At 36.0% G+C, this 26,999-nt stretch carries 36 protein-coding genes and 1 tRNA gene; 5 read left to right on the forward strand and 32 right to left on the reverse strand.

Annotated elements, in window-relative coordinates:
- Position 1 precedes the first annotated feature (1 nt).
- The 22 genes from THEBR_RS11215 to THEBR_RS11320 all read right to left on the reverse strand — a co-directional run bounded on the left by THEBR_RS11215 (position 2) and on the right by THEBR_RS11320 (position 16,099).
- Positions 2 to 355, reverse strand: a complete 354-nt coding sequence (locus tag THEBR_RS11215) for a type II toxin-antitoxin system MqsR family toxin (RefSeq protein WP_012268849.1) — start codon at positions 353 to 355, stop codon at positions 2 to 4.
- An 85-nt stretch (positions 356 to 440) separates the two neighbouring features.
- Positions 441 to 629, reverse strand: a complete 189-nt coding sequence (locus THEBR_RS11220; protein WP_244261808.1) for a hypothetical protein — start codon at positions 627 to 629, stop codon at positions 441 to 443.
- 389 nt (positions 630 to 1,018) lie between these two features.
- Positions 1,019 to 1,837, reverse strand: coding sequence for a CpaE/TadZ family protein (locus tag THEBR_RS11225; protein WP_009052209.1), 819 nt, complete (start codon positions 1,835 to 1,837; stop codon positions 1,019 to 1,021).
- Positions 1,837 to 2,244, reverse strand: coding sequence for a hypothetical protein (locus THEBR_RS11230; protein WP_009052208.1), 408 nt, complete (start codon positions 2,242 to 2,244; stop codon positions 1,837 to 1,839). The genes THEBR_RS11225 and THEBR_RS11230 overlap by 1 nt, the downstream gene beginning before the upstream one ends.
- Positions 2,241 to 2,624, reverse strand: a complete 384-nt coding sequence (locus THEBR_RS11235; protein WP_244261807.1) for a TadE/TadG family type IV pilus assembly protein — start codon at positions 2,622 to 2,624, stop codon at positions 2,241 to 2,243. Before THEBR_RS11235 ends, THEBR_RS11230 begins: the two co-directional genes overlap by 4 nt.
- A gap of 16 nt (positions 2,625 to 2,640) precedes the next feature.
- Positions 2,641 to 2,862, reverse strand: a complete 222-nt coding sequence (locus THEBR_RS11240; protein WP_012268847.1) for a hypothetical protein — start codon at positions 2,860 to 2,862, stop codon at positions 2,641 to 2,643.
- A gap of 33 nt (positions 2,863 to 2,895) precedes the next feature.
- Positions 2,896 to 3,645, reverse strand: coding sequence for a type II secretion system F family protein (locus tag THEBR_RS11245; RefSeq protein ID WP_012268846.1), 750 nt, complete (start codon positions 3,643 to 3,645; stop codon positions 2,896 to 2,898).
- Positions 3,642 to 4,547 (reverse strand): type II secretion system F family protein, encoded by a 906-nt coding sequence (locus tag THEBR_RS11250; protein WP_012268623.1) that lies wholly within the window; start codon positions 4,545 to 4,547, stop codon positions 3,642 to 3,644. The genes THEBR_RS11245 and THEBR_RS11250 overlap by 4 nt, the downstream gene beginning before the upstream one ends.
- A gap of 1 nt (position 4,548) precedes the next feature.
- Complete coding sequence (locus THEBR_RS11255; protein ID WP_009052203.1) at positions 4,549 to 5,706, reverse strand: TadA family conjugal transfer-associated ATPase; 1,158 nt, start codon at positions 5,704 to 5,706, stop codon at positions 4,549 to 4,551.
- Positions 5,675 to 6,391, reverse strand: a complete 717-nt coding sequence (locus THEBR_RS11260; RefSeq protein WP_012269799.1) for a CpaE/TadZ family protein — start codon at positions 6,389 to 6,391, stop codon at positions 5,675 to 5,677. The genes THEBR_RS11255 and THEBR_RS11260 overlap by 32 nt, the downstream gene beginning before the upstream one ends.
- A gap of 5 nt (positions 6,392 to 6,396) precedes the next feature.
- The gene (locus THEBR_RS11265) at positions 6,397 to 6,942 is read right to left on the reverse strand and encodes an SAF domain-containing protein (RefSeq protein ID WP_012269800.1); all 546 of its coding nucleotides are present in this window, start codon (positions 6,940 to 6,942) and stop codon (positions 6,397 to 6,399) included.
- Complete coding sequence (locus tag THEBR_RS11270) at positions 6,926 to 7,459, reverse strand: hypothetical protein (RefSeq protein WP_012269801.1); 534 nt, start codon at positions 7,457 to 7,459, stop codon at positions 6,926 to 6,928. Before THEBR_RS11270 ends, THEBR_RS11265 begins: the two co-directional genes overlap by 17 nt.
- Before the next feature lie 14 nt (positions 7,460 to 7,473).
- Positions 7,474 to 8,538 carry a hypothetical protein gene (locus THEBR_RS11275; RefSeq protein WP_013570863.1) on the reverse strand — a complete coding sequence of 355 codons (1,065 nt, stop codon included), beginning with the start codon at positions 8,536 to 8,538 and terminating at the stop codon, positions 7,474 to 7,476.
- A 10-nt stretch (positions 8,539 to 8,548) separates the two neighbouring features.
- Entirely contained in the window at positions 8,549 to 10,174 is a 1,626-nt protein-coding gene (locus THEBR_RS11280; RefSeq protein WP_012269803.1) for a peptidoglycan DD-metalloendopeptidase family protein, read from the reverse strand.
- A 100-nt stretch (positions 10,175 to 10,274) separates the two neighbouring features.
- Entirely contained in the window at positions 10,275 to 10,550 is a 276-nt protein-coding gene (locus tag THEBR_RS11285) for a hypothetical protein (RefSeq protein ID WP_009052197.1), read from the reverse strand.
- Positions 10,551 to 10,646: 96 nt separating this feature from the next.
- Complete coding sequence (locus THEBR_RS11290) at positions 10,647 to 12,215, reverse strand: hypothetical protein (protein ID WP_009052196.1); 1,569 nt, start codon at positions 12,213 to 12,215, stop codon at positions 10,647 to 10,649.
- Positions 12,178 to 14,013 (reverse strand): VirB4 family type IV secretion system protein, encoded by a 1,836-nt coding sequence (locus tag THEBR_RS11295; RefSeq protein ID WP_012269804.1) that lies wholly within the window; start codon positions 14,011 to 14,013, stop codon positions 12,178 to 12,180. Before THEBR_RS11295 ends, THEBR_RS11290 begins: the two co-directional genes overlap by 38 nt.
- On the reverse strand, positions 14,000 to 14,608 hold the full coding sequence (locus tag THEBR_RS11300) for a hypothetical protein (RefSeq protein WP_012269805.1): 609 nt from the start codon (positions 14,606 to 14,608) through the stop codon (positions 14,000 to 14,002). The genes THEBR_RS11295 and THEBR_RS11300 overlap by 14 nt, the downstream gene beginning before the upstream one ends.
- Positions 14,581 to 14,901, reverse strand: a complete 321-nt coding sequence (locus THEBR_RS11305) for a PrgI family protein (RefSeq protein WP_012269806.1) — start codon at positions 14,899 to 14,901, stop codon at positions 14,581 to 14,583. Before THEBR_RS11305 ends, THEBR_RS11300 begins: the two co-directional genes overlap by 28 nt.
- A gap of 22 nt (positions 14,902 to 14,923) precedes the next feature.
- Positions 14,924 to 15,178, reverse strand: coding sequence for a pilin (locus THEBR_RS11310; protein ID WP_012269807.1), 255 nt, complete (start codon positions 15,176 to 15,178; stop codon positions 14,924 to 14,926).
- Positions 15,175 to 15,507 (reverse strand): DUF7768 domain-containing protein, encoded by a 333-nt coding sequence (locus tag THEBR_RS11315; protein ID WP_009052191.1) that lies wholly within the window; start codon positions 15,505 to 15,507, stop codon positions 15,175 to 15,177. Before THEBR_RS11315 ends, THEBR_RS11310 begins: the two co-directional genes overlap by 4 nt.
- A gap of 157 nt (positions 15,508 to 15,664) precedes the next feature.
- A complete protein-coding gene (locus THEBR_RS11320; RefSeq protein WP_009052189.1) occupies positions 15,665 to 16,099 on the reverse strand; it encodes a hypothetical protein in 435 nt (144 codons plus the stop codon).
- Between the two features lie 252 nt (positions 16,100 to 16,351).
- Here THEBR_RS11320 and THEBR_RS11325 point away from each other — a divergent pair, with 252 nt between their 5' ends.
- On the forward strand, positions 16,352 to 17,017 hold the full coding sequence (locus THEBR_RS11325) for an ABC transporter ATP-binding protein (protein ID WP_009052188.1): 666 nt from the start codon (positions 16,352 to 16,354) through the stop codon (positions 17,015 to 17,017).
- Here the strand turns inward: THEBR_RS11325 and THEBR_RS11330 are convergent.
- The 6 genes from THEBR_RS11330 to THEBR_RS11350 form a co-directional block, all read right to left on the reverse strand.
- Entirely contained in the window at positions 16,994 to 17,542 is a 549-nt protein-coding gene (locus THEBR_RS11330) for a stalk domain-containing protein (protein WP_012269808.1), read from the reverse strand. The genes THEBR_RS11325 and THEBR_RS11330 overlap by 24 nt on opposite strands.
- A gap of 54 nt (positions 17,543 to 17,596) precedes the next feature.
- A complete protein-coding gene (locus tag THEBR_RS11335) occupies positions 17,597 to 17,938 on the reverse strand; it encodes a hypothetical protein (RefSeq protein WP_009052186.1) in 342 nt (113 codons plus the stop codon).
- A gap of 44 nt (positions 17,939 to 17,982) precedes the next feature.
- Positions 17,983 to 18,423 carry a helix-turn-helix domain-containing protein gene (locus THEBR_RS11340; protein WP_012269809.1) on the reverse strand — a complete coding sequence of 147 codons (441 nt, stop codon included), beginning with the start codon at positions 18,421 to 18,423 and terminating at the stop codon, positions 17,983 to 17,985.
- Positions 18,424 to 18,482: 59 nt separating this feature from the next.
- Positions 18,483 to 18,611 carry a hypothetical protein gene (locus tag THEBR_RS12665; protein WP_013570865.1) on the reverse strand — a complete coding sequence of 43 codons (129 nt, stop codon included), beginning with the start codon at positions 18,609 to 18,611 and terminating at the stop codon, positions 18,483 to 18,485.
- Positions 18,611 to 18,940, reverse strand: a complete 330-nt coding sequence (locus tag THEBR_RS11345) for a helix-turn-helix domain-containing protein (RefSeq protein WP_012269810.1) — start codon at positions 18,938 to 18,940, stop codon at positions 18,611 to 18,613. Before THEBR_RS11345 ends, THEBR_RS12665 begins: the two co-directional genes overlap by 1 nt.
- 142 nt (positions 18,941 to 19,082) lie before the next feature.
- On the reverse strand, positions 19,083 to 19,307 hold the full coding sequence (locus THEBR_RS11350) for a helix-turn-helix transcriptional regulator (RefSeq protein ID WP_012269811.1): 225 nt from the start codon (positions 19,305 to 19,307) through the stop codon (positions 19,083 to 19,085).
- A 175-nt stretch (positions 19,308 to 19,482) separates the two neighbouring features.
- Here THEBR_RS11350 and THEBR_RS11355 point away from each other — a divergent pair, with 175 nt between their 5' ends.
- From THEBR_RS11355 to THEBR_RS11370, 4 genes are read left to right on the forward strand one after another with little or no spacing between them, the layout of a single operon-like run.
- Positions 19,483 to 19,872, forward strand: coding sequence for a helix-turn-helix domain-containing protein (locus tag THEBR_RS11355; protein WP_012269812.1), 390 nt, complete (start codon positions 19,483 to 19,485; stop codon positions 19,870 to 19,872).
- Positions 19,873 to 19,877: 5 nt separating this feature from the next.
- Positions 19,878 to 20,231 carry a hypothetical protein gene (locus THEBR_RS11360; protein WP_013570866.1) on the forward strand — a complete coding sequence of 118 codons (354 nt, stop codon included), beginning with the start codon at positions 19,878 to 19,880 and terminating at the stop codon, positions 20,229 to 20,231.
- 25 nt (positions 20,232 to 20,256) lie between these two features.
- Positions 20,257 to 21,024 carry a phospholipase D family protein gene (locus tag THEBR_RS11365; RefSeq protein WP_012269813.1) on the forward strand — a complete coding sequence of 256 codons (768 nt, stop codon included), beginning with the start codon at positions 20,257 to 20,259 and terminating at the stop codon, positions 21,022 to 21,024.
- Between the two features lie 27 nt (positions 21,025 to 21,051).
- The gene (locus THEBR_RS11370; RefSeq protein WP_012269814.1) at positions 21,052 to 22,170 is read left to right on the forward strand and encodes a site-specific integrase; all 1,119 of its coding nucleotides are present in this window, start codon (positions 21,052 to 21,054) and stop codon (positions 22,168 to 22,170) included.
- A 75-nt stretch (positions 22,171 to 22,245) separates the two neighbouring features.
- On the opposite strand, the gene THEBR_RS11375 is transcribed toward THEBR_RS11370, so the two are convergent.
- The 4 genes from THEBR_RS11375 to THEBR_RS11390 form a co-directional block, all read right to left on the reverse strand.
- A tRNA-Thr gene (locus THEBR_RS11375) sits at positions 22,246 to 22,321 on the reverse strand.
- 91 nt (positions 22,322 to 22,412) lie between these two features.
- Positions 22,413 to 24,206 carry a S9 family peptidase gene (locus tag THEBR_RS11380; protein WP_009052094.1) on the reverse strand — a complete coding sequence of 598 codons (1,794 nt, stop codon included), beginning with the start codon at positions 24,204 to 24,206 and terminating at the stop codon, positions 22,413 to 22,415.
- Between the two features lie 96 nt (positions 24,207 to 24,302).
- Positions 24,303 to 25,583 carry an adenylosuccinate synthase gene (locus THEBR_RS11385; protein WP_009052093.1) on the reverse strand — a complete coding sequence of 427 codons (1,281 nt, stop codon included), beginning with the start codon at positions 25,581 to 25,583 and terminating at the stop codon, positions 24,303 to 24,305.
- A gap of 15 nt (positions 25,584 to 25,598) precedes the next feature.
- The gene (locus THEBR_RS11390) at positions 25,599 to 26,981 is read right to left on the reverse strand and encodes an NAD(P)/FAD-dependent oxidoreductase (RefSeq protein ID WP_009052092.1); all 1,383 of its coding nucleotides are present in this window, start codon (positions 26,979 to 26,981) and stop codon (positions 25,599 to 25,601) included.
- Between the last annotated feature and the right edge of the window lie 18 nt (positions 26,982 to 26,999).

Consider the following 26,999-nt stretch of genomic DNA (forward strand, 5'->3'; position numbering starts at 1 on the left):
CTCATTTATATGGATAAATTAACGGATATTCTGCTATATGGAAAGAAAGACACACCAAACATTCTTTTTCTCCCCTTTGTTCAATTTTAAGTTTTATGTAAAAGTCCGTTCCTTCAATATCATACCCAAATTCCCATATAGAACCCTGTCTATTACTGCCTACATCTACACTAGGACCTCTATAATAATTTTTGTACGTTAAATCCATAATAATCTCTTTAACATGTTTAATTGTTAGGCCAGCTTCTTTAATTGAATCCATATTTTTCTTTCGTGGGACAAAGTCGAAAGTACCTGCTTTCATCAATTCTTTAGCATCATTGAGGAATTTTTTAATTTCCTCAATTTGGGCCATAGTATATACTCCTTTCATTTAATATTTTATCATATCTTAAATAATTTTACAATCATTTGATAGTATTTTTTATAAAATTCTCTAATTATTTTTCATCTCCAAACCAGTAGTCCACTTTATCTTTTTTAAAGTCGTAAAAAAACAGCATACTTTTGCCCTCTCTATCCTTCACAAAAACACCTCCCGGCATAAAATTACAGTCTTCTAAAGTAAACTCATCAATCTCCAAATGTTCCCTCAAAAACTCCATAACTTTGTCTCTCATCTCTTTCATGCTCACTTACAAGCACCTCCCTAAAAATTCAAAATCAAATTTGCCTCCCGGCAGTAAACAGGAAAAACAGCCTGCGAATTGGAGGTCAAGGTGGAGTCGAGGGATACCGGACCGAGTGCAGCGAGGGAGGATATGCTCGAAGGCACCTTAACCGGAAACAGAGCAGGCGTATAATCTTAAAAGCGGGAGGCAAATTTTAAATATACTTACAAGAAAAGACCCGAAAATATAAAAAAAGCACGACCGCTGCGGCGTATGCCGTCTGCGGTGGTGCTCTATTAATTCGGATTTTTGTTTTGAGCAAAGCGAAAATGAAAAATCCGGACCGCTAAGGAAGATAAGAAAAAATAGTCCGAACAAAAAATAAGCAATTTTTTTCTTGCATTTTACTACAATAATATAAAATCATATACTCTGTCTATCTCTTTTTTAATATTATCAATAATTTCATATTTTAAATTAAGCATTTTTGCATACTTTCCAAACCCTTTTTCAGGCTTTATAAAAAGTGTTAGATACTCATAAGGAAACTCCTTCATCCTTGCCAATTCTCCTTTTGTACCTTGAGATAATACAATTATTTTTGAAGCATTATCAAGCGCAGCCTTAACAATTTCGTTAAATTCATCCGGGAGGTCAAAAATTATCACATCAAACTTACTTCTTGCAAATTTCACAATTGTATCAATATCATTTCCGCTAATATCTTTTACAAGACTCACTTTAGGAGGGGACTGAAGTATAAATACATTTGGACTATACTCAATTAAATTTTCAAAAAAACTCTCTTTTATTCTTTCTCTAAGCCACATTCCGATATGAGGAAGTACAGGAAGGTCCAAAGCAAAACTTAAATCAGAACCTCCATCCTGAAAATTCAAATCTACTATAAGGACTTTTACATCTTTATTGAAGTTTTCAAAAAGTGTTTTCACAAGCGTAGTTTTCCCTACCCCACCTTTGAAAGAATAAACAGCAATAACTTCCTGCTTTGTAGTTATAAAATTTTTACTTTTATACTCTTCTATATCTTTTACTTCTATATTGTTAAATTTCTTACCTAACATATTACTTACAATAAAATCATATCTATTTTTTCTAACAATAATTTCTGCGCTCTCTGTAGAGAAAACTACATCAGCATCTACATAATTTTTTTTTGCTCTTTTAATATATTCCCTATCATTTGATATAATTAATACCTTCATCATATATCCCTCACTTTAGCCATTCCTGTTATAACAAAATCAGTTGTGGTTTTGTAATAGCTTCCATCGACAACAATAGTTACATAAACGTAATTGTTTTTTATTTCTACAATTATATTTTTTGTAGGTATATTTAAGTTTTTAAATGTATCTTCTGCGTATTTATTAGCTTTTGTAATATCAATAACTACTTCTCCTTTTTCTGCACTATTTATATCAAGGGCATTTAAAGAGATATTGTAGGCTATTTCATCACATACCTTGACAAGGTATTCCCTTGCACTTATACCATTTGTGACATAGTAGACTACCTGCATAAAAAGAAGTGATAAAAAGACTAAGAAAATTAAAAAAAGAAGGACAGCATCTCCTCTTTTGTCCTGAAAAAATCTTTTTAGAATACTCACGGCGTATCACCTATCCTTAAAGAGCTTCTTCCCACAAGAGTCTTCTGCTGCCCTCCTAAAAGGTAAAAAGTATATCTAACTTCTACTGTGAGCATGTCATTTTTTAGTGATGTACTAACAGCAAGCCTGTCTCCCATTTTCCATCCAGTTATTCCATCCCCAAAATTAAGTACAGCCATCTGAGCAGTCTGCTCTGGAGTGTCTGACTTTATTCCTATCCTCGCTCCTTCAAAGGCTGCTTCATTGACCAATGTCTGCATGTTGCTTACAACAGAAATATTAACTATAGAAGCCATGATAAAAAGGAGGATAGGGAGCAGGGCAGCTGTAGAAATAAGCTGCGAAGCTCCCCTGTTGTCTTTTAAAAATCTTCTTATCATCTTTATCACTTGTTTATCACTTGCCTTGAACGGCATTGGAGAAGAAGCCAGAAGCAGTATTGAGAGCATTTGTAACCATATTTGAAACATTTGTCCTTATAGTAGGTGATACCACAACAAGTATTCCTACAACTATTGCTATCATCCCTATAACAGACAAAAGATGACTCTCACCCTTTCTGTCTTTTAAAAATTTTCTCACCATGTTTTGAACTTTCATTAACATATTTCTAATCATTAAAATCTACCTCCTTGAAATTTTTGTTATTTTTTAAAACAAATTAAAAAAGCCTTTTAAAGACAGAACAAAAGGCAGTGCAAAGATTATTAAAATTGGGATAAAGTACCCTAAGAAAATAGGGAAGAATAAGCTGTTGTCAAGCACAGATGCACTTTCCGTCTTTTTATTGTAATTTATTTCTCTTACTTCATCTAAAAGTTCTTCTAAATTTTCTTTAATATCTTGTTCAGATGCAAATTCTCCTGTAATAATTTTTACAAATCTTTTAAAGTGGTCATTTAAACTTTTAGAAGCTGCATAAGTGAGTGCATCTTTTAAAGAGCTTCCTGTGTCGAGCCTTACCTGTGCCTCATGTAATAAATCTCTTACCACCCCCTCTCTAGTTCTAACAATGTAGCTGATAATATTTTCTTTATTCATTCCCACCTCCAAACCATTTATAAAGATTTCTATAGCAGCAGGGAGCTCTTCTTCTTTATAGAAGCTCTCCCTGTAGCTGTCTATTGGTTTTTTCCAGTATTGATAGAACATAATAATTGAACCTGTAACTACAGATAAAAGAGCAAAAATATTTGCCCCGTTTACTGTTCCTACTACTGACAAAACTATAAGGCCTCCCAAAATTAGAACTCCAAAAGAAAAAAGCTCAAGTACATCATGAGCTTTAAAAAAAAATATTTTCACTCCTCCGACTGCTTTAATTTCCTTATCCCACTTTTCTATCATGTCCTGTCTTATTCCAAGTTTTTGAAGGTGTTTTTCTGAAACAATCTTTCTCATAGTTCCATCTCCCTGTCTATTCTTTTTAGAATATAAAGTGTTGATATAAAGTAGCTCAAAGCAGCATAAGCAATTACTAATTTCCCTATAGGAGAAGAAAAAGTCCTGATAAAATCAGGGCTAACTGACACTGTTGAAACAATCATAAAAGCCATAATGCCTACCAGAGAAACCATTAAAGATTTTGCCTGCACAGTCATGGCAGCAATTCTGTTTGACATTTTTATTCTCTCATAAAGTTTTTTAGCTGTCCTCTCACACACTCTCGATAAATCAGATTTCATCCTCACTGCAAAAATAATGCTGTCAATCCATACTTTTATATATGTGCTTTCTATATTTTTAAATTCTTTTAATGCTTCTTCTAAATCTTCTCCTAACTGAAATCTCCTTAGAACTCTGTCTGTGTGCTCTTTTAAAGGATTTTCAGCTTCCTCAGCTGCCTTTATAAAAGCTCCAGCAAAGCTTGGTACCATTTTAAGATATGCTCCTAGCATTTTAACAAAATCTCTAAACTGCTCTTCAGTTTTTCTTATTTTTCTTCTCCCTAAATAGTCTAAAATATAGTCTATAAGATAATAAAGCATAACAGGAAGTGTAAAACCTAATAAAGTAAAACCTTTAAAGCTCAAAAATACAAGTATCACAATAGTAAAAAGTATAAACCACAAAAACACTTCCTCTGCATCTACCTTAATACCGCTTTTTTTAAGCTTTTTCTCTAACTTCTCAATAAAGCTTCCTAAACCAAATAAATCCACTATACTAAACTCATTCTTTTGTGATATCACTAAATGCCTCTCCAGCCTTCTTTTAAGTTTGAGCCTTTTATTTTCCCTAATACTGTACAAAAGAACTACCACCATAAAAACAGCTGCGCCGAATAAAAAAGAGACTGCCACATTAATCACCTACCACATGCTTTAAAATGTAGTCTCCGTTTTCATCTATGCCCTCAATTTCAATAACTTCAGCAAGCTCTCTGCCTTTTAAATTTCCTTTTTCATCCTCCGTAAGCCTCAAAAACACGACAATGTCGACTGCTCTTGAGATGAGCTTTCTTATGATTCTGTAGTCAAGGTTTTTAAACTCCTGAATTAGCATTTCAAGCCTTAACAAAGCATCTAAGCAGGAATTTGCATGTATTGTTGTCATAGAGCCTCTGTGGCCTGAATTTAAAACGTGGATAAGCTCATAGGCGCTTTCAGGTGTTCTTATCTCAGTGAGAATTATTCTATCAGGGTCTGCTCTCAAGCAGTCGTTGAGTATGTCAGAGTAAGTTACGCTTCTTGCTTCAGCCGTTCCTTTTCTCGTTTTGAAGTAGTAGACATAGGGTATATGAAGTTTAATCTCTCTTGTATCCTCTAAAACTGCTACTACATGCTTTTCCTGAATCTCAAAGCCTAAAGAGTTGATAAAAGTCGTCTTTCCAGCGCCTGTTTCTCCTGCAACTATGATGTTTTTTCTGTCTTTTACCGCCTTTTTGAAGTACTCCTGCATTTCTTTCGTAAGACCTATTGTAGTTTTTACTAGTTCTTTTAAAGGTACATTTAAGAGATTGTGCTTTCTGATAATTATGACAGGCTTATCAGACTCTGGAGGTATAACTAAAAGAGCACGAGAGCCGTCATAAAGCTCTGCATCCTGTGAAGGATTTGCTATGTTGATTGATTTATTTAAAGGTGCAAGGATTCTGTCCTGTATAACCCTCACAGCCTGTTCGTTTGGAAACTCTTCTTCTGCGTCTATTTTTACTCCTGCTTTCTTGTACATTATTTTTGTGCCGTTCACATGTATGTCTGTAACTTCCGGGTCCTTAAGGTACTTCTCTATAATTCCCAATCCGTAAAGAGAAGAGTAGAGCATTTCCGTGTATTCTATAAGTCTATCTAGTGCAAAAGGATATTTCTTTTTGAGATACTCTTTCACTTCTTCTCTCAGTATATCCTTGATGTTGGGCTTTCCGTGGTGCTTCATCATAATTTCCCTTATCTCATCTGTCATTTTCTCAACATCCACTGCTCCATCATTAATTCTTCTGCTTAACTCTCTTAAAGCCATTCACAAGCCTCCTCCACAAGGATTTTTCTTTTTTTACTCCAAAAAGAGCATCTTTTAAGTTTCTGGCATGCTTCAGCATTTTCTTATCTTTGTACTCATTTAATTTTCGAAGATAGGGGATGTGGTAAATAACCGGTATCCCTAGGTCTACAGCAGTGATGTACTTCTTTTTCCCTCTCACTTTATTAACTACTGCACAGGTCCTGCCTGCATCTAAAAATCCATGCAGTCTTAAATACTCAAACATTCCAACTGTTCTTGAGACTGCGGATATATCATCTTCCATTACAAACAAAACTTTGTCAGCTTTTAAAAGTGCTGCGACAGTAACCTCAGAAATCTGAGGCTGTAAGTCTATCAGCACATAATCATATTCATTTGAAAGACTTTTAATAAGCTTTTCCATATCCGCATACTTTAAGTTTTCCTGCATGTCTGGAAAGCCGCCGACTATGACGTCAAATTTTTCTCCCTGAGGCCTCTGAAGGCAGGCTCTGTAGTCTCCTAAACATGCATTGACTATGTTTTTCTCTTTATCTAAATCAAGTAAAGACACAAAATCACCGGGAGAAAAATCACATTCTAAAACACATACTTTATTTGTTTCGCTTAAAGCTTTTGCAAGAGCTAACGCAAGTGTAGTCTTTCCCACACCGCCTTTGGGGCTGAATACTGTAATTACCATTCTCATCACCTTCTTACTACTTTGAATGAATTAAGCTTCAAATACGGCACAAGCTCAGCAGCAGAGTTTAAATCTGCATTGAGAATTAAGCTTGCTTTATCAGAGTCTTCCTTCACAACTGAGATTACCTTAAAGCCATCAAGAACTTTAGAGCCTGTCTGGTCAAAGACTATAAAGCTTACTGTATCTCCTGACTGAAGTGTCTTTGCTTCTACAGAAGTTACAGAAACTGTCATTACAGCATGGTCAGGGCCCAAGGGTTGAGAATCTTTTGAAGTTAAAATTTCAACTGGAATGAAGTCTCCTCTTACTCTTCCTTCCTTCACAACTTTCCCTACAACATTGGATAGGCTTCTGGCATAGTTAGGTTTAACTGCTGAAGCAGGTACATCAACAACCTTTACTGCATCCTCTGAGATAACAGTGCCTGCAGGTATGTCTTTTTCCACAATGACCACTTTTTCTGTCTTCTGGATGTTCTGCATAAACACAAGCATAAAAGCTGCAGAAACAGCAGCTGTTATTAAGGCAATTTTAATAATCTTGCTCATAAAGGACCTCCTTTACTAGAAGTTTTTCAATCTCTAAAAGGCCTTCATTTAAATCGGTACACCGGTAGCTTTCGCCTAAAAATTTAATTATGCCCTCTATCTGCTTTTTTGCGGTTTCTATACTTTTTGCAAAGCTTTCAATTTTCAGTTCACTGATAGTTAAATCCGTCAGCAGATAGCTTACATCTCCAAAGTTTCTGGGCTTTTCAAGGACCTCTTTTACTTTCTCAGCTGTTACAGGCTCAAATACTAAGTCATATATTCCCATTATGAAAAGTTTGGCTGTGAGGTCTTTATTAATGCTTTCTCCTGCAAGGAAAATAACCCTCCTTCCTCTTTTTCTCACCTCAAAAAGCAGATTTTCTGCTGGTAAGCTGCCTGTAAGAGCCTCGGAAAAAATCAGGGTGTCAAAATTAAAATTAAAAACAGCTTCCCTGTAGTACACCGCTGCAGTATTAGGAAGTACATCAGAAAGCTTTTTGTCCAGCGCTTCGATTCCGGTTGCAAGAAGTATCACACTCATCTCCTCCTTCATCCATCGTCTTCTCTTTTCATTGACCGCTCCAGCAGTTTTTTCTCCAGTTCTTCTACGTCATATTTTCTCTGTGAGTAGCTGTTAAAGTAGTTTTTAGGTACAGAAAAGGTACTGCTGTCTCTATCTGCCTTTTTTACAGCATCTATTACCGATTTTTCTTTGATATAGTTTTCAATTGTTTTCTCTAAAAAATTAACAGGGCTTCGTATGTTCCGCCCTTTCATTTTCCTTAAACAGACTTTTATATCTTCATCTGTTAGCATGTACTTTTCTTTAAGTTCCTTTATAACCTCACTGTCAAAATCATCTGACTGATTGACTGACCGATTTAAAGTCTGTCCGTCAGTCAGTCCATCCTGCTCCATCTCCATATTTTTTGACTGACTGACTGATGTAATCTTATGATGTAATCTACTGATGTAATCTATTGATATAGGGAGGTCGGGATTTACCATCTCGGGAGATGGACTTTCCCTATCTCCAGAGATAGACTTTCCCCATCTCGGGAGATTGGGATTTCCCATCTCTGGAGATTGACCACCCTCCTTTTTCACTAAAATATCAGGATACACAGCCTTTTCATTTTTTATCTCCGGCTTTATAAACTGAGGTTCTCCTTCTACTTCTTTGTGAGTGAGTTCGTCCAGCAGTCTATCCACCACCTCATTGTTTCTTACATAGTAGGTTACATTTTTCTGCTTGTCTATAAAGCTGCAGTACAGCTTTTCTTCTCCGTTTTTGATGAAAAGCCTTCCCTCCTCCTGGGCTTTTAAAAACTCTGTCTTTGAATTGTACCTTACACCAATCTTATCAAAAGCAGTTCTAAACTCCTCAACAGAAAATCCCAGCTCTTCTACCCAGCTATCGCCGGGAGCATAAGAAGGATGGTCTGGTGCTGGCTCAAGAAATTTATAAAAGCTGTTGTAGTTATACCTGTCAAACCAGTACTCCAGCTGCTCAAATAAAATTGCGGCTGTTACAGAACCCGTTATTTTTCTGTATTCCGGATGATAAGGAATTATCCTGCTCGCTAAAGCAGCAGCTCTATTTCTCCTCTCCATAAAAAACACCTCACGGGTAATTATTTTTATACTTTTCTCCAATAGCCATTACCTGGTCTACATACCACCATGCGTGATTGTAGTGCCATACCGCATATCTTAAAGCCTCATCTTCATTAAACCCTTTCCTTAAATAAACATCTCTATTTGCCGCTAAATATCTCGCAGCAGTGAAAACTGCATCTTCGGGCTCAAAAGGACTTTTTGTTCCATTGTTGTTGCCGTCTACAGCATACTCGTCAAATGTACTTTGCAGGAACTGCATCATACCCACAGCCCTTGTTTTCAGCTCAGGCAAATATGGACCTATTGCGTTTGGATTAAAACTTGATTCTCTAAAAGCTATTGCTGCAAGCACATACCACGGAATACCGTATTCTCTTCCTGCTTCTTTAAACACAGGGAGCAAATTTTCCGGTATTCTGCCGGGTTTTGCCGCATATTCTTTGCTCGCACCAATGCCCAGCAGCCACTCCAAGTTTTGATCACCTTTCATAAAAGCAATTCCCGTCTCCAGAATAAACTTTCTGTCAATACTGTCATTTACTGCAACACTCCCTGCCGGCACATTTATATCTCCTAAAGGATTTACAGGAGTTCCGCTTACTCTCACCTCAAAGTGAAGGTGAGACCCTGTAGCAATACCTGTGCTTCCTGCCAGTGCTATCTTCTGTCCCTTCTTTACAACATCTCCAACCTTAACAAGCACCTGTGAGTTGTGTGCATACAAGGTTGAAATGCCTCCGCTGTGGTCTATCACCACTGTATTCCCATACCCTCCATAAGGCCCTGATGTTGTCACGACACCGTCAGCTGCTGCAACTATTTCATCTCTTGTGTTTGCCGCTATGTCTATTCCCGTGTGCATTTTGTATGTTCCTGTCACTGGATGAAACCTCATGCCAAAAGGCGATGTTACTGTATGACTTGAAGGAACAGGCCACAAAAGCTTTCCTCCAGAAAGCTCAATGGTTTTAGTTTCTCGTTTATAACTACTGTAAAAGCTTGTTTTAATTTCTCCTGCTATTACTGCATCCAGTTTAGAATAGTCCTCATAAAACTCCATCCCTTTTAAAGCCATATATGTGCGTGATTCATTTCCTTTTACATCGGTCACTTCTTGATACTCAAACACATAAATCCCTTCATAAGTTCTTACCTGAGTAAGCAGTTTAACAGGCACATAAGCAACTTCCTCCTTAGCAGTCACATTTCCCTCAGCATTAACTTCAAATCTAACTGTTACAATCTTCTCCGTATAGTCCATATACTCAAACTCCGGCTTAAGCCCTTCAGCTATTCTTCTGACTCTTGTCATATCAACATCTTTGCTCCAGCCGTTTGCATACTCCTCAACTGCATAAACTATACCCCACGGCAGCTGAAAATTTTCTTCCTGCCTGTACTTTGATATTACTTCCGGCTTAATGCTTTCCACATACTTCTTCACCTTTTCTTTTCCTTCAGCCATCTGTTTAGGAGCTGCACCAAAAATTGAAAGAAGTATAAGTATTACCAGACCCATTATTATCAAGTAGGGCAAAAAAGTGAGGAGCACAGGTTTTACAGCTTTCCACAGGTATCTTGATATTATGTTTTTAACTCTGTTTTTAAGAATCATAACCTGGTTATCCATATATATCCTCACCTAAAGCTATATTTTTATTTAAAATTCCATAAGATTTACGCCTGAAAAATTCCTGATAGGTTCCCGAAGGGGTTCTATCGGGAATTTTTCAGGACAAGTTAAACAAATGAATGTATCCTAACACCCAGTTCAAAAAAGACATAAGCTCTTTAAAATAGGGCCTTATCACCATCTCTGCTTTAATTAAAAAATTCACTACTTTGTCGAGCAGATAAAAAATTGCTAAAAAACCAATAATACCAAAGCCAGCTCCTTCATATACTTCTGCATTTTGAAATGATATGGGTTCCTCCCACTCCTCAGCAGCTCTCATAATAACTGCTTTTTTAAAGTATTCTCCATATTCATCTCTTTCATCAAGCACATTAAACCCTCCCATATTCCCTTTTTAGCGTCTAAAAAAACAGGCAGGAAGATATATCCCCTGCCTTTTTTCAAAACTTAAAAAGCCTTTTAAAGCCTAGTTTCTCCACCTGAACATATCAGTATTTGACGTCAGGACAGTCGGAGCAATGAAGGAGGCCATATGAAATCCATATCTTCCAATTGCTCCTCCTATTTTTTTACCTACCTCACTTCCTTTGTATCCATAGGCAGAGCCCAAAATCATTCCTCCAGCTCTCCCTACTGCTTCCGCTGCATCCTTCTCATTTAAAATTCTTTCTATTCCAACAGACTGTGAAAGGCCTCCAATAAAGCCAGTACCGGTATCTCTGCCTTTGTCATATGCCTCTTTTATTAAGGCAACAGCTGTTGCAGCAGGAGCTGCTGTGCTCCTGCCTATTACGCCACCGGCACTCCTGAAGTGCTCTGTCACATCCACACCCATAGTCCTTAAAGGAATAGAAGCTGCAGAGCCTATAAGGCTGCCAACAGCACTTCCTATTGTGCCTGCAACTGATCCTGCTTTAACACCCGCTGATACAGCACCTGTTCCTGCAGGTCCAGATGGAAGGGTCCCCGAAAAAGTGCTTGAAGGAAAAGAAGCTTTTGGAGCTGCTGTAGTCTTTGCAATATTTGCAAGCCCCAAAAGGCCAGTAAGACCCAAAGTTGCTGCTCCTGCCCACTTCTCTTCATTGACTCCCAAGAATTTGAGCCAGCCCTGAAGCAGGTCTCTAATAACATTTGCAGTAGGTATTAAGCACACCATGCCGAATATCTGCGCCCACCAGGGAGAAAAATCCGTTGAAACCCCAGCCTTTATGAGCACCAGATACAGTGATAAAACCAATGAATGGGCTGCCTGCATGAAAGCGTTGGAAGCAGTTTCACCTATTATAACGCCTATTCCTTCTTTTCTTCCTGATATTGTCCAGCTCCATGCTACAATGGGTGTCAGTATAAACATTGAGGTCAAAACAAATTTTCTTATCAGGTACAGAAAATTAAAATAAAGCAAAATCCCAATGTAGCCCAGCTTGACAATTGCTGTAGCAAGCACATTTCCCGTTTTTATATCATTTATATCAAAAGTACTTCCCACTGCTCCCATGCTTTGCGCAATACTGTGAAACAGATCCACAAGAGCATTGTTCGCCTGAAACATAATCCTCATAAAGTACGGCATAAACAGAATTATGAAAAAGGCATATATCACACTTGAAACACTCTGCATGAAGTTTATCCTTTTTGATGGATTGACACTGGATGTCATAAACCTGTATCCCTGTGCCGCTACTGCAATTAAAAGGAGCACCCACACAGCATCTCTTATTCTTCTATACCACGTCATCACAATATCCCACTCCTGCGGGCTGTAAGGTGCCAGATCACCGTAGGAGGTGTTGAATATAAGCTCATCAAAGTTTTTAAGCCCTAAAATCTGAATTGCCGAATAAAGCCCATTGATTGGTGCGGCAATAAGCTCTTCAATAAGACTGCCCTGGTCCTCCTGCGGCTGCGGAGAATTACTTGGGCTTGTAACAGAAGGTGTTTCAGCAAAAGCAGTTATACTGAATAAAAGAGCCAAAGCCACAGCAAAAATAATCAGCCTACTCATTCGGATTTGTAGAAATGAGCTTCTTCTCATAATCACTTGCCACCACCTTAATGGCAGTCTTGTTCCTGCCGACTAAAAATAAAGCCTCACCAACCCCACAGGAGGTTAAAAAATCTCTTTCACCCTGTGAAAGGTGAAACACCTCCTGAACAGAATCTATATCTGTAGCAGCCTGCTTCATTAAAAACACTGCTGCAGAATTTGTAAGCACTGCTTTTCCTTCCTGTGAATTTGAAAACTCAATAAAGGACTGACTAGCAACAGTAAGGGAGGTGTTTCTTTTTCTTGCCCTTCTCGATAAATTCTCAAGAAAGTAAGCTGTGTCTTTGTACTTCATAAACATCCACGCCTCATCCACTACAACCCTCTTTTTCTGCTTAACATCCTTCTTAACGAACTTCTCCCATATCCAGTTTGTTATGACATACATTGCATACGTCCTCAAAAACCTATCCCTTATCTCTGATACATCAAAATTAACTAAGTAAGAGTCTTCTAATGAAACATTTGTCTGTCCGTCAAATATACCTAAAGTACCTCCTTTTAAAAAAGGCTTCATAACTGCAGCAATTCTCTCTCCCCTTGGATTTTTCTTTAGCCTTTCTACAAAGCTTGACAGTGTGGGCATTTCTTTTTTCTTTTTAAAATAAAACTCTTCACTGTCTGCAATATTCTTCTCATATAAAGACTCCGGGCTTTTGTTTATTCCTCTTGCCTCATACTCATCTCTTACCGCTTCTTCCACAGCAGCTAATTCTTCTGCTGAAATTTTGTCCTTCATAACTCCTTCCACTATCATCCCGACCAAAGCTTTTATCTCGGCTATTTTCTGAACTATGTCCACATACCTTATTTCATTCTCATCTTCCTCTTCTTCCACATCAAAGGGATTAATTATGTTCTCAGTCTCTGTGCTTATCTTAACAACGCTTCCTCCCATCTTCTGAACCATGCGGTTGTACTCGCCGTCGGGGTCCACAAAAACCGTTTTTATGCCCAAAAGCGCTCCCCTCATGGACAAAAGCTTTATGAGAAACGACTTTCCTGCTCCCGATGTAGCAAATATACCTAAGTTGTAGTTTGTCATAAAAGGTGGACCTATGAAGTTGTCAAAAATTACAGGGCTTCCGGTAAAAAGATTTATTCCAAGCGGTATGCCTTTCTTGTGCGAAAACTCCGGAGATGCAAAAGGAAAAAGTGATGCAGCAGCACCGCTGTTGAAATTTCTTGATAAATCCTCACAGTGATTTTCTAAAATCGGCACAAAGCTTTTAAAAGCTTCGCTCTGCCTCAGAAACATTCTTCTTGCTCTTATGCTTTTACCTGCTAAAACCTCTTCCAGAATTTTTGAGCTTCTTTCAAGCTCTTCTACTGAGTCTGCAGAAACTGAAACAACCGCTGTAACATAATAAAGCTTATCTCTGTTCATCTGTATGCTTTCTCTCAGCCTTTCAAGGTCCTCCACCGCCTTTCTCAAAATTCCCAGCTCATATATGTTTCCTCTCTGGTCGTCCAGCATATACTGCGACTGGTACTGAGTTATCTTCCTTGTAAGCTGATTTACAGCATCTCTTGCATCTACAGGCGTAAGATGGACTGACACATCCACATTGCCAAGAAGCTTAATATCCTCCAGCCACCCTACGTAAACGGCCTGAGGGAAATCTGTAAGCACATAAAGCCTGTAAAATTTCTTCCCAACCCTTATATAATCTTTCTCTATCAAGTATCCGTCAGGTGAGATTACTTCCACTACAGTAGGAACCTTTTCAAAAAGCTCCGGCTCTTCTTTAACAGCTTCTTCTTTATTCTTTTTAAGCTTCAGCACCTAGTTTAACCCCCTTTTTATAAAGCTCAAAGGCTCCAGCTTTAATAAGATTGTTCACTCTTATGTTTCCGTCTCTGTTCAGCACAAAAAACATAAGCTCCAAAAGCTCATCAGTACCCAAAATTCTCGGCATGAGTCCGCATTTGGCAAGCCCCTCTACAATCATGTGGACTCGCCTCATTATTTCACTTCTCGCCCTGTCATATCCTCCTGCAGTGTCATCATAAGGAACAACCACATAAGACTCTGTCGTAATAGTTTGCTTTGAAAAATATCCAAGAAACTCTTCTAGCTCTTTTTCATACTCTCTCATTCCTTCAGGAAGAAACTGAAGCCTTTCTCTAAATTCCTCTATTGATTCAGAAACATCTACAGGCTTAACTATTGTGAAAAACTGAAGCGGAAAAGACAGAGATAAAAGAAGGCTTATAAAAGCTGCCTCAACCGCCCCCTGCTCTTCTTCTGAAAGAAGAGAAAAATTTACAGGGTCGGCTGTTACAACCGCCCTGTACCTATTACCTTTTAAAATCAAAAGCCCATCTTTTATATCTTCAATGCTTAAAAAATCTATGCTGCTGTTCTTTTTAAAAAGCACTGCTTTCCACCTCCAATAAAAAGGTACTCCTTTGGAGAAACCAAAAACTTTAGGTACATCACAATATACTTATCTATTTCTATCTCGTCCTTTTTAAAAAAAGCCAGAAATGCTCCTGCAGCCGAAAAAGCTGCCCAAACCACTAAAGCAGTAAACAAATCTTTTGAAAAATATTTTGTAAAGAAAACTGCGCCAATTCCTACACCAACAATAACAAATATCATCTGCCTAACAGAAAAATTCCCGCCGAATATCTTTTCTTCTCTTTCTAATTGAATAGGCACTTCAAACATTCTCACACAAATCACATCCCTATTACGGCTTAAAGCCGAGGATTACACCGGCGAAAAATTTTGCACCAACTACCACTATTCCTCCAAGTATAGACCAGAAAAGTCCCATCATAGCTTCTGTTCTTCTTCCGGGGTTGTGGCCTGTAGTATAAAATCTGTACCCGTTTACTGCGATAAAAATCACAGCAACAACAATACCTACATCCATCACAAAGTTTGCAATTTTCCACAAAAATGAGGTTATCTGAGCCTCACCAACAGGCGTAATGCCGTTCATAAACCTACCTCCTCATCATTAAAAAATCTCACTTTAATTCCTTCATTCTCTGCTGTTTTTACTTCCAATCTGCAGCCTTCACTGCTCTGCCAGTTACCAAACACCCACACCTCGTCGCACCGCTTTAGAACATCAGTACACAGCTTTAAAACTTCCCTTCTATCCTCCTCCTTTCTGTCATCATAAAATTCGCCAAATGCATGAACAGGAGAAAATGGCACTACTTCTTTAAAGTTGTTCTTTATGAACCTAAAAATTTTGTAAAACTTAACCTTATTTGCTGAAGGATTAGCGCTGTAAGGATGACAAATATACACAAACTTACTCAATTTTGCACCTCCTTTAATATGCTTAAAATAAGTCCAATTAAAGCTCCCAAAACTATGCCAAAGAAAATACCGGCTGCTAGGCCGGCAGTGTAAAGCATATTCAAGTTTTCATCTCCTTCCATAAAAACACTCAATAAAATAGAAAAAACCGGGCTTATTAAACGCCCAGTTTTTTGCTTAGCTCTTTTATGCGGTTATCGTGATATACTGTCTTAACTGTTAGATTATTTACATCCAGCTGAAGCATGTCAATTTTTCCACTTATCTCATCAAGTTTTTCATGCAAAAGCTGTCTGTCATCGAATAATGCCCTTACTTTATCACTAATTTCGGTATCCATCTTAGTGCCTAACTTCTTTACATCGTCTTTTACTTCGTTTACTTCGCTTTTTAATCCGTGGATTTCTTCTTCTACCACTTTTAGTTTTTCTTCTACAATGCCAATTCTCTTTTCTACTACAGTCATTCTCTCTTCTATGGTACCTATTCGTCCTTCTACAGCACCTATTCTTTCTTCTACCACATCAAATCTGACATTAAAGTCATTATAAATTTTCTCTAAAAGTCCTAGAATTTTATCTTCATTATTCATAAATAATTCCTCCACCTGCTTTACATGGTTTTTAGATACGTTTTAACCATTAAAGTTTTATATTCTTGCTAACAGTTTTTATACACACTTTACTCGTTTTTTATGCTCTTGCTTTTATTTTATGATATTTTTAAAGGCAATTCAAGGTTTGATTTAACAATTTTTGCATGATATTTTTGCTACTTTAATTCTCTAAGATATATACCGAAAACACATATATGACAAAAAGTTACGTAAAGGAGGAACTACCACATGAAAGATTTGTGTACCCTTTTTAATCCGTTTCATCCATTCGAGCCAAAATACACCTATTTCTCAACCCGCAGAAGAAAGCTATATGTTTTTACATTATTCTTACTCTTTGGAATAGAAATTGCCATTTTTATTTTAGGAGTTATAATTTTGGGCGGTATTTTGCACTCAGTCTTAAGTAATAAAATAATGATTACAATTGTAGTTTTTCTTTTAATACTTTTATTTGTTGCCATTCACAGACTCGAGAATTTTTCTAACTATTTAAAGGAACAAGATAAAAGAGAAATAAGGAAAAATCTAAAACGTAAAATTAAGAAGATAAAAACAGGTAAATTAAAAAATAATGATGTAATACATTTTCTCATAATGCTAAGAGAAGAAAATAAAATAGTAAAAGAGACATTGGAAAACAGCAAAGAACCCACTCTTACAATGAATCTTGTAAATACCTCATTAGGGGGTATAGTAGGATACTACCTAGCTGATATTAAAAGTTATGAAGAAGCAAGGATTTCACCACTGATCTTCCTGCTTATTATATTTGCGATTTTGTACTCATATTTTATTTTAGATATTAATAAAGCGTCAAGATTGTATTTAATTGAACTATATAACTACCAAATCAGTTATGCTAATCGATTAATTAAAAGGTATTGGAAATAAATTGTGTCTTAATATTACTTCGTTTTTATTTGTTTCTATTTTTACTTTAAAAATTTTTTCTATATATTGTGTAGCTAAAAAAATTTCGTCATCTCTTATTAATAAGGCACCGCCGAGGTGTATTTCCTCTTTAGCTGTTACAGCTATTTTCTTCTTTAAATCTAAACAGATATCATTATTTTTCTCAATTTTTATTCTTATCTTATCTTTTTCTTTTACAATATTTTCTTTTTTGATTCCGCTTGCCAATATTACAGCTTCAAGTGGTAAATAAATTTTTGAATCATAAATAAAAGGCGTTTCTTTGAGGTACACCCTTTTTGTAGATTGGCCTAAAATAAAATTTTCATTGCTGATAGGCCTTATTCCTATATCTGCAACATTAGAGTTAAGATAAAAGTAGCTTGGTGTAGGAGTAGTAAAAAAATACAACGTCCATATAACAAACAATAGAAAAGTAAGTGGAGCAACTATTATAGCAATAGGATCTGTAATATTAACATGCAATTTTTTTGCTTTTTTCATATGTTCACCTCTTTTTACTTTACTTGTAACGTCAAATTAAAGGGGAGATAAAGATTAAAAAAATCTCATAATAAGGAAAATAACAAAAGGTACTATAAAATACAAACCGGAAAATACTAAAAAATCTGTAACATTAACTATTTCAATCTCTTTTAAAGTAATTTTGTGCACTAGATAAGAAAATAGTTCCGATACAGGTTCAATTGTAAAAATTCCAATAAGGGAAATAGTTATATATGCAATGAATAAAAATCCCGTACCTTTTATAAAAGATAAATTTGAAATTATCACCTTGTAATCAACAAGAATAAACATTACATGAGATAAAGTAAAAAGTCCAACTGAAACTAAAGCTATCATAAAGTCCCATATAGAATTACTAATTCTATTTAACATTTTATTGTCCTCCTAAATCTGCAAATTTTTAATATTACAGTGCACTATACTCTAAACTGCTTCAAGATATTTTTATGAACATACACTGACCCAGGGAGATCCGCCGGCCTTTTGCCAGCACTTTCGTTGAAGATAAGACGTTCCTTCTTTTTATTATAATCGTAATGAATTATACACAATTTTATAAGAACATCATTGCTGAGCTTGCCTTTTCTTGAAAGTGCTGCTGCAGCCTGTTCGTGGTCTCTTATTACTAGCTCGTATTCCTCATCGTACTGCTCCCTTTTCTGCTTTTTATACTCATTTCTCCATTGTCTGGCCTTTTCTTGATTTTCTTTTTTTCTCTGTTCTTTTTCTTTATGGTATTCTGGGAACTGCTTTAACATTTTAGTAACAGCCGGTTGTGAAACACCAAGTTTTTTAGCTATTTCTATTATCTTATACCCTTGAAGGTATAACTCTATGGCTTTACTTTTTCTATCCACAATATCACCCCTCAGGTTATATTTTTTGTTCCGCATTTTGGGCATACTACGGCTATATACTATGTTTTTATCATCAATTTCCAGCCTTCATCGGCTTTTTCTATTCTTATAGGTACTACTTTCATAAGCTCTTCAGCTATTCTAATAAGTAGATCTTTATTTTTCATGGGTTTAAATTCAATCCACATTATTTTCTGCCTCCCATGGCAATTACTTTACCGCTGCCTTTCTCTTCTTCGAATTTCTTCTGCATCCACTCCTCTAAGCCTTTTTTAGGAATTATTATTTTCTTGCCGTGTACTTTTAGTGAGGGGAAGTCTTTATGCTTTGCAAGCTCATACATATAGCTTCTGCTTACACCCAGCACTTTTGCTGCTTCATCTATTGTATAAGCATCAAGTAAGGATAAGGGTTTTTGCTCTTCTTTATCTTTTTCTACAGTACTGAGCGCCTGAATGATTTGATTTATAACGTCCGTAATGTCAACTTCAAATTTTATGGTTATTCTGTTATCCATGATTCTTTACCCTCCTTATGAAAATTAATATTGTGGTAGTTTTTACAATTACTATTTTCATGGGATTACTTCCTTTTATTAAACTTTTAATTGCCAAAAGTTTGTTTTATAATAATTTTAGGGTAATAATCCATATCTTGGACTAAAATGATTTGTTTTTTGCTCGCAAAGTGTGATTAATATCTCCAAAAAAAATTTTTTCTACAGGGACATTAAAAAATTTTGCAATTTTTTTAGCTCTACTTAAAGATGGCACCCTTTGGCCTGTTTCGTACATTGCGATAGAACTTTTACTTATTCCTAATAATTTGGATAACTGCTCTTGTGTTAATCTTCTGCTTTTTCTTAATTCAGCTAAAGAAAACATTGTTGAGTCCTCCGCTTACAATATGTGATATATTCTGATTTTATTTTATCACATTCTGTGAATTTGTCAACAGTTTTTAAAAATATTTTTCACTTTTCGTGATAAATATTGTGCAAATTCACTCCTTGTGATATTTTAAAAACAACACAAATAACAACGATTAGGAAGTGATTCAATGTTAAAAGATAGATTGAAAACACTTAGAAATGAAAAAAACTTGACGCAACGTGAGCTTGCTAGGTTACTAAACCTTTCACCCAGTACTATAGCCATGTATGAAACTGGGCAACGTTTTCCTGACCCAGAAACTCTCAAGAAGATAGCAGATTTTTTTAACGTTTCTATTGATTATCTTCTGGGTAGAACAGATATTCGCTCTCCAGTTGACGAGATTACTGAGGCTGTTTCTGATGACCCAGAGTTGTTTGAGTTTTGGAACACATTAAAAGAACGGGAGGATTTAAAGCTTTTATTCAAGCAAACAAAAAAACTGTCTCCTAAAGACATAAAGCAAATAATTCGAATAATAAAAGCAATAGAAGATGAAGAAGATAAGGGGGAATGATTTAATTGAGTAATATTAACTTGCTTGATACATCTCTTATGAGAGCTTTGATGGATGAAACAATCCCTTTTCACGATATTATGAATGCATTTGGTATAAGGACACATATAGTGTTTAATTTACCCGCATCGGTGCTGGGGTTTACATATGTAAGCAGAAGAGGAAACTATCATCTACTCCTTAACGGAAATATAAACTACAACACGCAGGTTAAAACTTTCCTCCATGAGATACAGCATATACTGAATGACATGCCACGCTGTGGATACATTATAGGACTTAACATGGAGCATTTAAAATTGGAAGATGAAGCAGATAAAGTATCGAGACAACTGTTTAGATATTTAGTAAAGAGTTAATCTTTGTAGAAAAAGGGGGGCTTCTATGAATGGAAACTATATTAAACCTTTTATTAGTGACAATGTAAGTTGTTCACTTTACCTTGGAAGAAATGCAGGCGAAAGGATAAAAAATTATATTAAAAACGCAAAAAAGTCAATAAAAATTTTTTCTCCTTATTTTAGCGAGGAATTAATTGACTTATTATTAGAAAAAACAGAAAGTATAAAAGATATAAAGTTAATTTCTTCATTTAAAATTAGTGATTTATATAACCCTATGAATTCCAACTTATTGAGAAAGATAATTTTACAGAAGCGCCATATAGACGAAGATTCTGTAAATAAGCGAAAAAGCCTGTATTATTTTACAATGGCTATAGCTATTATACTTGTTCTCTATATTATAGTTTCTGCTGTTCTTTTAAGTACTAAAAATATTAATCTCTTTACTTCAACTCCATTAATTTATTTTTTACTTGCAATCATAATTTTATTTCTAAGAAAAAAAATTATTTCTACCAGAATATATACTTACACGTATTATACCCCTTTCTTTGTTAAATTTATAAATGATAGTAATATTTTCTTACACTATAAACTTTACATAATCGATGATTCATATGCCTTCTTGGGATCTTTAAATTTTACGTCTTCCGGATTTTTTAAAAATTATGAATCATGTATAACTATAAGCGATGAAAATATAGTAAAAGCTCTTTCCGAATACTTCGAATATATAGCTAATAGTCAAATCAATGAAATTGATATTTCATCTTTAGGACACAGGCTTTACAATGAACCTATTAATTAAACTTTAAATCTATAGGGAGGTATTACCATGAGGGGACATATAAGAAAAAGAGGATCTACATATTCAATTGTTGTAGATATAGGAAGAGATGAAAATGGAAAGAGGAAGCAGAAGTGGATAAGCGGGTTTAAAACAAAAAAAGAGGCTGAAAAAGCGCTAGCAGAAATTATAGCTAAAATTGAAAAAAACGAATTAGAACTTACGAATCTGACATTAGGACAGTTTTTGAATAAATGGTATGAAACGCATTGCGAACTAAAGCTTGCACCTAAAACTTTAAAATCGTATAAAGAGCTTATTGAGCTGTATTTTAAGCCTTATTTAGGAGATATAGAGCTTACTAAACTAAAGCCTGTAATGATCCAAAACTACTACAATAAACTAAAAGAGTTAGGACTATCTGACACCACAATTAATTATCACCATAGAGTTTTAAAATCCGCTTTAAAAAAAGCTGTAGTGTGGCAGCTTATCTCTAAAAATCCCTGCGACTATGTTGAACCTCCAAAAAAGAATAAAAACGAAATAACAGTATGGAGCATAAATGATGTAAAAAAAGCAAAAGAAATTTTTAAAGATACACCAATTTATTTACACTTTATGCTAGCTCTATATACAGGAATGCGTATTGGTGAGATTTGCGGTTTGAAATGGGAAGATATTGATTTCAATAATAAAACGTGTACTGTAAAAAGGCAGTACCAGCAAGTAGGGGGGAAAGAAATTATAAAAGAACCTAAAAGTGAAACAAGCATAAGAGTTATTCCACTGCACAGCGATGTCATAGAAGTCTTAAAAGAAGAAAAGAAAAAGCAATTACAGAATCGAATGCTGTTAGGAGAAAAATATAATAAGAAGTACGAGGGTTATATTAGTGTATGGGAAGATGGAAGAATGAAAACACCCGAATATGTAAGCAAGAAATTTAGTAAAATACTAAAAGCATACCCTGAACTGCCTCAGATAAGATTTCACGACCTTAGACACAGCTGTGCAAGCTTTTTGGTACAGGCTGGCGTACCAATGAAAGTTGTATCTGAAATTTTGGGACATTCACAGATAGGGATTACAATGGATTTATACTCACATGTTCTACTGGACAGTAAAAAAGAGGCAATAAAAAAATTGGAGGAATACCTCCAGTAATTTTTTTATTTACTTTCTTACATTTATTGGATGTTTGCAAAATGTTTGCAAATCACAGTATTAAGATTAAAAAAATGGAGCTGGCGAAAGGACTTGAACCTTCAACCTGCTGATTACAAGTCAGCTGCTCTGCCTATTGAGCTACGCCAGCACCTTTATTAGCTATCCAATTGTCCTGACATTTATATATTATACTTAGAGCAACAGTATATGTCAAGCTTTTTAAAAAATTTTTTTGCCCTTTACTTATGGCGATCGAGAAAATCCAAAATAGCTGTGTACACCTTTATTTCATTAGCTTTTTTGGAAAAGCCATGGCCTTCATCTGGTAGTACAATGTACTCTACATCCCTACCCTTTGACCTTAAAGCTTCTACAATTTGGTCTGACTCTGCTTTCACTACACGAGGGTCATTAGCCCCCTGCACCACTAACATAGGTTTTGTCATGTTTTCTAAATAAGTGATGGGGGAATCTTTAATTAAACGTTCTTTGTCTTTTACAGGGTCTCCCAACCATCTTTCCATCATAGGCTTCCAATGGGGTGGCACAGATTCTGCGAAAGTAATTAAATTGCTGACTCCAAAAATGTCAACAAAGGCTTTAAATTTGTCTGCATGCCTTCCGTGTAACAGAAGGGTCATATACCCTCCATAACTTCCCCCAACTACAAATATTTTATCTTTGTCAATTTTCCCTGTCTCAATAAGCCAATCTATCCCTGCAATTATATCCTTTCGTGGTCCTTCTCCCCAATCTCTTTCTACTAGTTGAGTAAAGGTTTTACCATATCCTGTGCTCCCTCTGAAATTTGGAGCAAATATGCGATACCCATAAGCTAATAAGAGTTGGAAAAATGGGCGGAAAAACTTTCTTTCAGCAGCTTGCGGTCCACCATGTGGCCAAAGAACTGTGTATCCATTGTCTATATCAGCTAGAGGTTTAAAAAACAATGCCTGTATCCTTTTGCCATCAAAACTTGTATATTCTAAAACTTCTGGCTCCACCAATAATTCTTTTGGGATACCGGGCAACCTATTTTGGGTAATAGGTTCCCACTCTCTACCTTCTACCAGTCTGTATATGTTGTGAATGGTTGTGGCACTTCGGCCTAATACGTATATCGTGCCTTTTTTAGAAACCTCCAATTGGTCTATTACCGAAACTGGCAAGGGTATTTTTTCTAACCTTTGGTCATCTAAATAAAAGCGATACAAAAGGTCTTCAACACCTTTTTCTGCTTGAAGTATGATACTGCTACTTTCTCTGTGAAACTTTGCTTCCACAAAAGAGACATCGGGTATTTCTAAAATTTTGCGAAAAGCTTTGTCTTTTATTGAAAACATCGCAAGATATGTAAAATCAGACTCATAGTCTGTCAAAAAATATATTGTGTCCTTGTCTACAAAAAGAGGACTTCTGGTTATGTGAATTTTTTGTGGATCAGGAACAAGTGGCAAAGTTTCTGTCTCAGTCATCACCATTGCTACAGCATAGGTGTTGGCAAAACCTTTTATTATCACAAATCGGGTGTCGTCGTCAGACACTGCAGCAAGGTATGTAGCCCCTTCTGATCCTTCGTACAATCTTCTTTCTTGCTTTTTTTCAATATCGTATACATATCCATTCAAATAAGTAGGATTTTCCTTGCTTGAAACGTAATACAAAAGTTTTCCTTTTTCATTTAAATGTGAAAAATAGTATTTGTCCTGATCTTTAGATTCCTCAAACAAAGGCGTAAGTTCTCCCCCTATTAAAGGCAATGCGTATATTTTGTAGTTTTCATCCCCATCTTTATCAAATCCCGCAAGTATATATCTCCCTTTTGGGTCAAATTTAATAAAGGAAGTGCTTTGCCCGATGCTCGTTAATGGATACGGATAATAGGAAGTTTCAAGGTCAATAGCCCACAAATTAAAAGCACCGTTTAAATTGGCACTCATTACAAGCTTAGAATCGTCGGGCGAAACCTCAAAAGCTTGAATTATGTATGCCCCCAAATATTCCTTAGCAGTAGGCTTTTTAAACTCAAACAATTTGCAATCCCCCTTTTAGTTAAACCTTTATATTTAAAATATACCATTTAAGGTTGTTACAGTCAACAAACAAAAAGGGATTTTGATGAAACTTCATCAAAAATCCCTTAAAACAATAGTCTGATTTCTTTCTGGTCCTACAGATATTATTGCTGCTTTAATGCCTATCAATTCTTCAATTCTTCTTATATATTTTTGAGCATTATAAGGTAAGTCGTCAAAAGTTTTTGCTCCTTGTATATCTTCTTCCCACCCGTCAAATTCTTCATATACAGGTTCACATTGAGCCAAATCCTCAAGACTTGCGGGAAAATCTGTTATTATTCTGCCATTAAATTTATATCCTGTACAAATTTTTATTTTTTTAAGCCCTGTCAGGGTATCAAGTTTTGTCAAAGCAAAATGTGTTATGCCGGATACTCTTACAGAGTATTTAAGAATCACAGCATCTAGCCAGCCACATCTTCTGGCTCTTCCCGTTGTAGTACCGTATTCATGGCCTTTTTCTCTTAAAAATTCACCATTTTCATCAAAAAGCTCTGTAGGAAATGGGCCTTTTCCAACCCTCGTAGTATACGCCTTCACAACTCCCATAACTTCATCAATCATCGTGGGTCCTATGCCAGCCCCCACTGTAACACCGCCTGCTATAGGATGGGAAGCAGTAACATAAGGATAGGTACCCAAATCTAAATCAAGAAGTGTCCCCTGTGCTCCTTCAAATAAAACTTTTTTGCCACTTTTAATTAAATCGTATAAAAGCACTGTTGTATCAGTAACAAAGGGTTTTATTTTTTCAGCATACTCCAAGTATTTTTGGTACATTTCTTCAAAGTCAAATCCTTCTGCTCCATATAGCTCCTTAAAAAGTTTGTTTTTCTTTTCCACATTTCTTCTAAGTTTTTCTTCAAAAACTTTGGGTTTTAGAAGGTCACAAACCCTTATCCCTATTCTTTCTGACTTATCCATGTAACAAGGACCAATTCCTCTTTTTGTTGTCCCTAAGTCGTTTTTCCCTTTTGAAATCTCTTCAAGTTCATCTTGCTTTATGTGATAAGGAAAAACGATATGGGCTCTATCGCTTATCTTTAAATTATCCACGCTAATTCCTTGTTTTTGTAAATTTTCTATTTCCTCAATCAAAGAAGCAGGGTCAACCACTACCCCATTACCTATTATGCAAATTTTTTCGGAGTACAATATTCCAGAAGGAATTAAATGAAGTTTATACTGGACACCTTCTTTTTCAACAGTATGCCCTGCGTTGTTCCCTCCTTGGTATCTTACGACTACATCTGCCTTTTCCGCAAGATAATCAGTAATTTTCCCTTTCCCTTCATCTCCCCATTGGGTACCAACTATAACTAATGTTGACATAATTATTCTCCTTCCTTATTTAACTCTTTCCAATATTTCTCTTGCAACTACAACGCCAGATACAGAGGCTTGTGCCAGTCCCCGTGTAATGCCTGCTCCATCTCCCGCCGCAAATAGATTTTGAATTTGCGTTTCAAATTTGTCAGTAAGCTTTACTCGTGAGGAATAAAACTTTACCTCAACACCGTATAAAAGTGTATGTTTAGAATATACCCCTGGAGATACTTTGTCCAAAGCTTGCAACATCTCAATAATTGACTGCAAAAATCTATAAGGTAACACCAAGCTTAAATCTCCTGGCGTTGCATCTTTTAAAGTTGGTTCCACAAGGCCTCTCTTAATCCTTTCTGGAGTAGAACGCCTTCCCGCTAGTAAGTCCCCTAATCTTTGCACAATCACTCCATCTCCTAACATATTGGCAAGTTCTGCTATATAACGACCATATTCTATGGGTCTATTAAAAGGATGGGTAAATTCTTTGCTAACAAGTATTGCAAAATTTGTATTGTCTGTTTTTATATCTTTGTAGCTATGTCCATTTACTGTTTTAATTCCATTATTATTTTCTATCACAACTTTACCATAAGGATTCATACAAAAAGTCCTTACCCTGTCATCAAAAGACTTAGAATAATATATAAATTTCGATTCGTATATTTCCTTTGTTATATCTTCCATGACAACAGCAGGAATTTCTACTCTCACTCCTATATCAACAGCGTTATTTTTTGTTTCCAATCCGATTCTGTCAGCTTCTCTTTTGAACCATTCAGCACCTTCTCTTCCAGGTACAACAACTATATATTCCCCGTAATATTTTTCTCCTTTTTCTGTAACTACCCCTTTTGCCTTGCCATTTTCTACAATTATCTCAGCAACAGGTGTCTCTGTTTTAATCTCCACCTTTTGCCCAATATAATCTCTCATGTTTTTTATAATGTCAAAGCATTTTTCTGTACCTAAATGTTTTATCACTGCAGGAATCAATTTTAAATCTGCAGCTTGAGCTCTTTTTTCTATTTCTCTGATTTTTTCTCTATCTGTACCGTGAACTTCTGTTGTCCCTCCAAATTTTACGTATATCCTGTCGACATAATTTATAAGGTCGTTAAGCTGCGACTTAGACATGTATTCATCTAAAACCCCACCAAACTCTGATGTCAAAGTCAGTTTCCCATCACTAAATGCCCCTGCGCCCCCTATTCCAGAAGTAATAGCGCAGGGTTTACAATTAGCACACTTTGAGCCATAGACATTAATAGGGCAAATTCTTTTTTGTATATCTTTCCCTTTTTCTAACAGCAATATATTTAATCCATCTTTTTTATCGATTAGTTCTAAGGCAGTGAAAAGTCCCGCAGGACCTCCTCCAATGATAATGACGTCGTACACTCTCATAAAGATAACCCCTTTTAC

This window comes from Thermoanaerobacter brockii subsp. finnii Ako-1 (assembly GCF_000175295.2).
Lineage (GTDB): Bacteria > Bacillota > Thermoanaerobacteria > Thermoanaerobacterales > Thermoanaerobacteraceae > Thermoanaerobacter > Thermoanaerobacter pseudethanolicus.

Bases quoted from the DNA above. Each gene is read 5' to 3' on its own strand.
- THEBR_RS11215 (WP_012268849.1), bottom strand. From the start codon at position 355: ATGGCCCAAATTGAGGAAATTAAAAAATTCCTCAATGATGCTAAAGAA.
- THEBR_RS11220 (WP_244261808.1), bottom strand. From the start codon at position 629: ATGAAAGAGATGAGAGACAAAGTTATGGAGTTTTTGAGGGAACATTTG.
- THEBR_RS11255 (WP_009052203.1), bottom strand. From the start codon at position 5,706: ATGGCTTTAAGAGAGTTAAGCAGAAGAATTAATGATGGAGCAGTGGAT.
- THEBR_RS11320 (WP_009052189.1), bottom strand. From the start codon at position 16,099: ATGAATAATGAAGATAAAATTCTAGGACTTTTAGAGAAAATTTATAAT.
- THEBR_RS11280 (WP_012269803.1), bottom strand. From the start codon at position 10,174: ATGGATAACCAGGTTATGATTCTTAAAAACAGAGTTAAAAACATAATA.
- THEBR_RS11310 (WP_012269807.1), bottom strand. From the start codon at position 15,178: ATGAACGGCATTACGCCTGTTGGTGAGGCTCAGATAACCTCATTTTTG.
- THEBR_RS12665 (WP_013570865.1), bottom strand. From the start codon at position 18,611: ATGTGGATTGAATTTAAACCCATGAAAAATAAAGATCTACTTATTAGA.
- THEBR_RS11265 (WP_012269800.1), bottom strand. From the start codon at position 6,942: ATGAGCAAGATTATTAAAATTGCCTTAATAACAGCTGCTGTTTCTGCA.
- THEBR_RS11390 (WP_009052092.1), bottom strand. From the start codon at position 26,981: ATGAGAGTGTACGACGTCATTATCATTGGAGGAGGTCCTGCGGGACTT.
- THEBR_RS11240 (WP_012268847.1), bottom strand. From the start codon at position 2,862: ATGATTAGAAATATGTTAATGAAAGTTCAAAACATGGTGAGAAAATTT.
- THEBR_RS11305 (WP_012269806.1), bottom strand. From the start codon at position 14,901: ATGTTTGAAGTGCCTATTCAATTAGAAAGAGAAGAAAAGATATTCGGC.
- THEBR_RS11385 (WP_009052093.1), bottom strand. From the start codon at position 25,583: ATGTCAACATTAGTTATAGTTGGTACCCAATGGGGAGATGAAGGGAAA.
- THEBR_RS11370 (WP_012269814.1), top strand. From the start codon at position 21,052: ATGAGGGGACATATAAGAAAAAGAGGATCTACATATTCAATTGTTGTA.
- THEBR_RS11325 (WP_009052188.1), top strand. From the start codon at position 16,352: ATGAAAGATTTGTGTACCCTTTTTAATCCGTTTCATCCATTCGAGCCA.
- THEBR_RS11345 (WP_012269810.1), bottom strand. From the start codon at position 18,940: ATGGATAACAGAATAACCATAAAATTTGAAGTTGACATTACGGACGTT.
- THEBR_RS11330 (WP_012269808.1), bottom strand. From the start codon at position 17,542: ATGAAAAAAGCAAAAAAATTGCATGTTAATATTACAGATCCTATTGCT.
- THEBR_RS11225 (WP_009052209.1), bottom strand. From the start codon at position 1,837: ATGAAGGTATTAATTATATCAAATGATAGGGAATATATTAAAAGAGCA.
- THEBR_RS11350 (WP_012269811.1), bottom strand. From the start codon at position 19,307: ATGTTTTCTTTAGCTGAATTAAGAAAAAGCAGAAGATTAACACAAGAG.
- THEBR_RS11355 (WP_012269812.1), top strand. From the start codon at position 19,483: ATGTTAAAAGATAGATTGAAAACACTTAGAAATGAAAAAAACTTGACG.
- THEBR_RS11245 (WP_012268846.1), bottom strand. From the start codon at position 3,645: ATGAGAAAGATTGTTTCAGAAAAACACCTTCAAAAACTTGGAATAAGA.
- THEBR_RS11235 (WP_244261807.1), bottom strand. From the start codon at position 2,624: ATGATAAGAAGATTTTTAAAAGACAACAGGGGAGCTTCGCAGCTTATT.
- THEBR_RS11365 (WP_012269813.1), top strand. From the start codon at position 20,257: ATGAATGGAAACTATATTAAACCTTTTATTAGTGACAATGTAAGTTGT.
- THEBR_RS11335 (WP_009052186.1), bottom strand. From the start codon at position 17,938: ATGTTAAATAGAATTAGTAATTCTATATGGGACTTTATGATAGCTTTA.
- THEBR_RS11290 (WP_009052196.1), bottom strand. From the start codon at position 12,215: ATGAGAAGAAGCTCATTTCTACAAATCCGAATGAGTAGGCTGATTATT.
- THEBR_RS11260 (WP_012269799.1), bottom strand. From the start codon at position 6,391: ATGGTAATTACAGTATTCAGCCCCAAAGGCGGTGTGGGAAAGACTACA.
- THEBR_RS11275 (WP_013570863.1), bottom strand. From the start codon at position 8,538: ATGGAGAGGAGAAATAGAGCTGCTGCTTTAGCGAGCAGGATAATTCCT.